This is a genomic window from Candidatus Stygibacter australis (genome assembly GCA_030765845.1).
Lineage (GTDB): Bacteria > Cloacimonadota > Cloacimonadia > Cloacimonadales > TCS61 > Stygibacter > Stygibacter australis.
The window spans coordinates 1-6217 of record JAVCDJ010000149.1 but is presented as its reverse complement, the minus strand read 5'-3'; the positions used below and the strand labels follow the sequence as shown (position 1 = coordinate 6217).

General features: G+C 38.4%; 3 protein-coding genes. 2 read left to right on the top strand and 1 reads right to left on the bottom strand.

The genetic code is table 11. From position 1 onward, the window contains the following. Positions 1-742 precede the first annotated feature (742 nt). A complete protein-coding gene (locus RAO94_07595) occupies positions 743-1774 on the bottom strand; it encodes a hypothetical protein (GenBank protein MDP8322197.1) in 1032 nt (343 codons plus the stop codon). A gap of 860 nt (positions 1775-2634) precedes the next feature. Between RAO94_07595 and RAO94_07590 the strand changes: the two genes are divergently transcribed. Both RAO94_07590 and RAO94_07585 read left to right on the top strand, forming a co-directional pair. Next, positions 2635-2769 (top strand): hypothetical protein, encoded by a 135-nt coding sequence (locus RAO94_07590; protein MDP8322196.1) that lies wholly within the window; start codon positions 2635-2637, stop codon positions 2767-2769. 1 nt (position 2770) lies between these two features. Then, the coding region (locus tag RAO94_07585; protein ID MDP8322195.1) for a PAS domain S-box protein at positions 2771-6217 on the top strand (3447 nt) is incomplete at its 3' end.

Below are 6217 nucleotides of genomic sequence, written 5' to 3'. Positions count from 1 at the left end.
CAAACAGTCGAATTCTATTTTTTATTTAAAAATCAAGCATATATTCAAATATTCTAGTCCAGAAAATTCTTATCTAGCATTTTTAGGTCAATGTTACCGATATTAATTTAATAAAAAGGGATACAACATGAAACTCCCGGTTTCAATTACCAGGGTTTGTCAATAGTCTGTACATCATAGATGTTATCTATATGTAGGTTAATCGTCTTTGATTAACTGATTAAACAAAGAAATTAATCAAGATGATTAATCTACAAACACGTGGTAACACATCGGCAGAAAAGTATTTATTTCTTTTACATCGCAGATGTTATCTATATGTAGGTTAATCGTCCCCGATTAACTAATTAAACAAAAGAAATTAATCAAGATGATTAAGCTACATACAGCCACAACGGATTTATTTTCCTTTTCAATAATATAGACCCATGCAAAGCAATCGCAGATTTTCAGCCACTAAGTGCACGTGCTCCGCCGGGTATTCCCAGGTGGGACGCAAATAACGACAGCTATCAACTAATTCCTGATAAATAACATTTCTGGGAAGTAAGGTATAGATTGCTGCTGATAACTGACCCCAGTTTTCGCCCCTCGAAGACCGATCCGTAGCTTTAGCAGCGTAAGCGAAGGTTGGACTTCCGGAGTACCGTTAGCGGTGCAGGTCCTACTTATAATACTGCCTTGTCCATTATGTCCATCCCGTCCATATAGTCCATCCTGTCCACATATTAGGCATATCAGATCAAAATATTTTAACATTCAGCTCTGCCTGGGTCAGCCCATAACGTCCAAAACCTACTGTATCAAGCAGATCACCTAAATTTTCTATACCGGGCAGCCAGTTGTCCTGGCTAAGTGTTTTCAAGTCAAAGCCCATTACCTGAGCTGCTTTAAATACTGCTTTGCTCCAGAGATGATGTCTGCCGATGGCTTTGCCGCGTTTTCCTTTACGGTAATTTTGCGGAAACCAGCGATTATAGTATTTCTGCCAAACTTCTGAAAATTGGGGGCTTACTTCCTGCCAGCATGTTAGTACTTTTGGCATCACAGCACAGAAATACTGGGTCTGGCTGTTATTCTCATAACTGCCTATCTTGTGGGAATACATATATTTAGTCTTACTTGACGGATAGATCACGAAGTCTTCTACTTTACCAGAGAAATCCAGGTAGATGCTTTCACTTTTCAGGTAGCGGCGATAGATGGGCAGGGAAGCAAAAGCCGGGTCAGGCTGAGAAAGCAGTTCTGCCAGATGCAGGTCAAACCAGTTATCATAAGCTTCTTCCAGACTCACCGAATCTGAGATCACGAGCACCTGCCGTTCGCTGTATAAGGCGGTCCCATTATAGCAGCGCAGCCAGTGAACACCTTCTTCCACAAAACGATATGCTACTTTTGTACGCGGTGCCAGTTTTTGCAATTGCACCACTCCCCCATCGATTGAAGTACCATAATGCCCTTTTTTCCTTATCTTATAAAATGTGTTGCAGCGCAGTTCATATTCACCAGTATAGACAATAAATGGCGTGTAGTAATACATTTTTTTGATGATGCTCTTAAAGCCTTTATACTGCGGATTAGTGAATTCTGCTGCCTTTCTGATGATTGCGCTTACGCGTCTGCTCAGGGTAGTAGGTTCATATTTTGCCTGGAAACTGTAGGGATAGGAATATTTCTCTCCATTGCGCTTTCTGCGATATACAATATCACCCAGTCTGCCGTGAATATCGCAGTTATTCTCCAGAAATTTCCGGCTTCCGCCAGTCCGCGGCATGATCACCTCCGATACTTAAGATATCTCTTAATAAAAAATATAATTCCAAAGCAAATTTATCCAAGGTATTTTTCATTTTTTTCTACAGTAATTTTATTAAGCACCCTGATCTGCCAGTATTTTGCTCCTGAAACCCTTCCAAATTATCTCCCTAATCCCATATCCACCAGCAATCTAACCGCCTTTCTGGCACCCCTAATGTGCCTAAACTGCGATCAGCATAACAATATAATGTCATGCTGTTCCCAGTTTAGATGTTTTGGTGGTGGTTTTGGTGGACTTAGTGGACAAAGTGGACGTAGTGGAGAGGGTGGAGAGGGTGGAGAGAACGGACAGGGTTGACTGTTCTGACCAGGAGATTCTCATTGCTAACTGGCTTATTTATTGATATTTATATATTTATATATTTATATGTAGGTTAATCGTCCTTGATTAACTGATTAAACAAAGAAATTAATCAGGATGATTAATCTACAAACAACCACTACATGGTAATCTACCAGTTGGATGATTGGGATTATATGGTCGTGCTCAAGTCAATCTACCGGGTAGGGCATCTTAACTCGATAACTTAATTGGATACTTACTTATAATCTATTGAGCGACCTTATCAACTTTCTTTAATTGCAGGGCTTATTTCACAATTATTATTTAGGGATATACCTTTAGCAATGACTTTTTTACTTTACAACAATTTGTTATATATCTTAATATGTTACTTGATTAATATAGTTCTTGCATATGATTGTTTTGGGTGAATTTGCACTTGTACGCATGAAGAATGTGAGGAAATTGAGTAAAATAGAACTGTCAGGAGCTGATAGAAATGATGTAGTAAATCTGCATCAGGAGTTAGAAAGATGTATTATAAAACATCTGATCAGGAGCGGGTGCATGTGAATCTTGAGGCATTTTGTACAGAAACCCAAAAAGATAAGAATTTGCAGCATATACCGATCCTTGCTGTATCGGCAAGCGCTATGAAAGGAGAATGATATGATAAAACTACTCGCAATCGATGACAATAAAGACAATCTGACCGTTTTGGAAGCCGTAATCAAAGACGCGTTCCCTGATTCGATTTTGTTTACTTCCCAAAATGGACCCGGTGGAATTGAGCTTGCACTTGCAAAAGATCCGGATGTGATCCTTTTGGATATTGTTATGCCCGAATTGGAAGGTTACGAAGTTTGCAAAATACTAAAAAGTAATCCTAAAACCAAAAACATTCTCATCATTATGGTTACTGCAATAAAAACTGATGCTGAAAATCGGATTAAAGGTTTAAAGATTGGTGCTGATGCTTTTTTGTCGAAACCTATTGATACAGCTGAACTTTATGCTCAGATAAATTTGATGCTCCGCATAAAATCAGCAGAAGATAAATTGAGACATGAAAAAGTAATTCTGGAAGCACTCGTTGATGAGCGTACAAAGGAACTGAGCGACAGCTATGAAGATCTAAAAATTGCGGGTGCGATTAGAAAGCAGGCAAAAGAAGATTTGCAGGTGAGCGAACTAAAATACAGAAACCAGGCCAATTTCCTGAATGTAGTTATAGAAAACAGTCCCTTTGCCATGTGGATTTCTAATGCGAAAGGAATATTGCTAAGGGCTAATGAAGCTTTGCGGAATATCCTTAATGTAACTGACGATATGATAATCGGAAAATATAATGTACTCAATGATGAGAATATTGATGCTCAAGGATTTATACCTGCTGTAGAAGCTGTTTTCAAAGATTTAAAAAGTGCACGATTTACAATGTTTTGGGAAGGCTCAAAGGCAGGTGATGTGGATCTGTCAAATGCGAATGAGCTTTGGATCGATGCGTCCATGTTTCCAATACAAGATGATGCAGGAAAACTTGTGAATGTTGTGTGTCAATATGTTGACATCACCGATCGTAAGAAGGCGGAAGAGAAACTTAAAGATAGTGAGGAAAGGCTGACTTTGGTTATCAAAGGTTCCCATGATGCTCCCTGGGATTGGGATTTTGCCAATAAAAATATCTACTATTCTCCGCAATGGTGGGCACAGATCGGCTATAAACCTGATGAATTGACAGTAACTGATCAACTTTGGTATGAACTTACACACCCAGATGATAGAGGAATTACAGATGCAGTTTTGGATAAAGCAGTAAAATCGGATATGGAAAGCTATCAAATTGAATTCCGGTTGAAGCATAAAGACGGCCATTATGTTCCTATACTTTCACGAGGATTTATTACCCGAGATTCTGATGGAAATATGATCCGTGTAACAGGCACAAACATGGATTTGACTGAACGAAAACAGGCAGAATTGGAAATAGTTAGAGCCCAAGAAAAAGCAGAAGAAAGTGAGAAATATCTTGATAATATTATCAACAATATAGGTGACCCTGTTTTCGTAAAAGACAATCAAAGCAGAATACTGCTGGCAAATGAAGCTTTTTGTGATATTTTTGGCCTTCCAATATCTGCAATAATTGGTAAAACACTTGCCGAAGAAGTTACTCCGGAAGAACAAGAAAGTTTTTTGAAAATAGATAAGCAGGTGCTTGCCGATGGGATTGAAAATATTAATGAAGAGACCCTTACGGTTAGGGATGGAAATACACATATAATTTCTACAAAAAAGACAAGGTTTATAGATAATAATGGCAAAAAGTTTCTTATTGGTATTATTAGAGATATCACCGAACGCAAGCATGCTGAGGAAATACACCAAAAGAGTGAAATAGAATACCGGACAACAGTTGATAGCCTTCTTGTTGGTGTGGTAGTACATGATAGCGACTCCCGTATTTTGATCAGTAACCCTGAAGCAAATAATATTCTTGGTTTAACTTCAGAGCAAATGTCGGGCAAAGAGGTAACAGATCCGGAATGGATGTTTGTTTATGAAGATATGTCTCCGATGAAAATTGATGACTATCCCGCAAGTAAAGTAATCAGAACATTGAATCCGTTAAAAAATTATATATTTGGTATAATCTGCCCTGATAGAGAATTTGTTACCTGGGTAAATGTCAATGCAATGCCACTGCTAAATACTGATAATAAATTGGAAAAAGTTATAGTTAACTTTATCGACATCACCGAGCACAAGAAGGTGGAAGAAAAATTGAAACTCAATAGACTATTATTGAGAAAAATCCTGGATATCGTTCCAATATTTATTTGTGCCAAGAACCTCGAGGGCAAGTTTATTTTAGTTAATAAGAAACTAACCGCTTTCTATGGTTCAACAGTCGAAGCGATGACAAATGTAATTCATGCCGATCTATGTGAAGATGAGAATGAATTACGTGCTATGCTTGCTGATGACCGTGAAGTAATCGAAAGTGGCAAGCCAAAATTTATACCCGAAGAAACAATGGAGAATCCGGATGGAAGCACTATTATACTCGAAACATATAAGATACCTTTTGAAGCTCAGGGTAAACCGGCGGTCTTGATTGCAAGTATTGATATCACCGAGCGCAAGCAGGCGGAGGCTGAATTATTTAACGCCGAGAAAAAATATCGGGAGTTAGTAAACTTAGCCCAAGAAGGCATTTGGGCTATTGATAAAAAAAATGAAACCAGTTTCGTTAACCCAAGTATGGCCAAGATGTTAGGATATTCACCTGAAGAAATGCTGGGGAAATCTCTTTTTGATTTCATGGATGATGCTGGAATTAAGATCGCCAATCAAAACTTAGAGCGACGTCAAGCAGGATTTAAAGATCAGCACGACTTCGAATTTATTTGCAAGGATGGCAATCGAATTATTGCAGCATTAGAAACTGCACCAATACTAGATAAGGCTGGTAATTACGAAGGAGCACTTGCCGGGGTTATTAATATCACTGACCGTAAACAGGCAGAAAAAGACTTATTAGAAAGCGAAGAGTATTTCAGAACATTGATTGAAAATAGTAGTGATGTAATTTCTATATTAGACGATAAGGGATTTATTACATACGAAAGCCCATCTCATGAAAAAGTGCTGGGATACGAAACCGGTAAATTGATAGGTGAAAATGTTTTTGGATTAGTTCATCCTGATGACAGGGAGCGTATATCCAGGCAATTTGTAAAATTATTGAAAAGACCAAATGAAATTGAACAAGTTAATTTCAGGTTTCTTCATAAGAATGGAACATGGATATACATTGAAGGAACCGGTACCAATTTACTTAACTCTTCTAAAATAAAAGGGATTGTAGTTAATTACCGTGACATCACAGACCGCAAGCAGGCGGAAGAAATGCTGGCGGAGAATGATCTTAAGTATCGGAGTCTGTTCGATAACAAATTGAATGGACTTGCATATTGCAAGATCGTAGTGGACGATAACAACCGACCCGTGGATTATATCTTCCTTGAAATAAATAGAGCTTTCGAAGAGTTTACCGGGTTGAAGAAGGAAGTCGTTCTGGGCAAGCGGATTACGGAGATCATACCTGGGTTC

Bases quoted from the DNA above. Each gene is read 5' to 3' on its own strand.
- RAO94_07590 (MDP8322196.1), top strand. From the start codon at position 2,635: ATGTATTATAAAACATCTGATCAGGAGCGGGTGCATGTGAATCTTGAG.
- RAO94_07595 (MDP8322197.1), bottom strand. From the start codon at position 1,774: ATGCCGCGGACTGGCGGAAGCCGGAAATTTCTGGAGAATAACTGCGAT.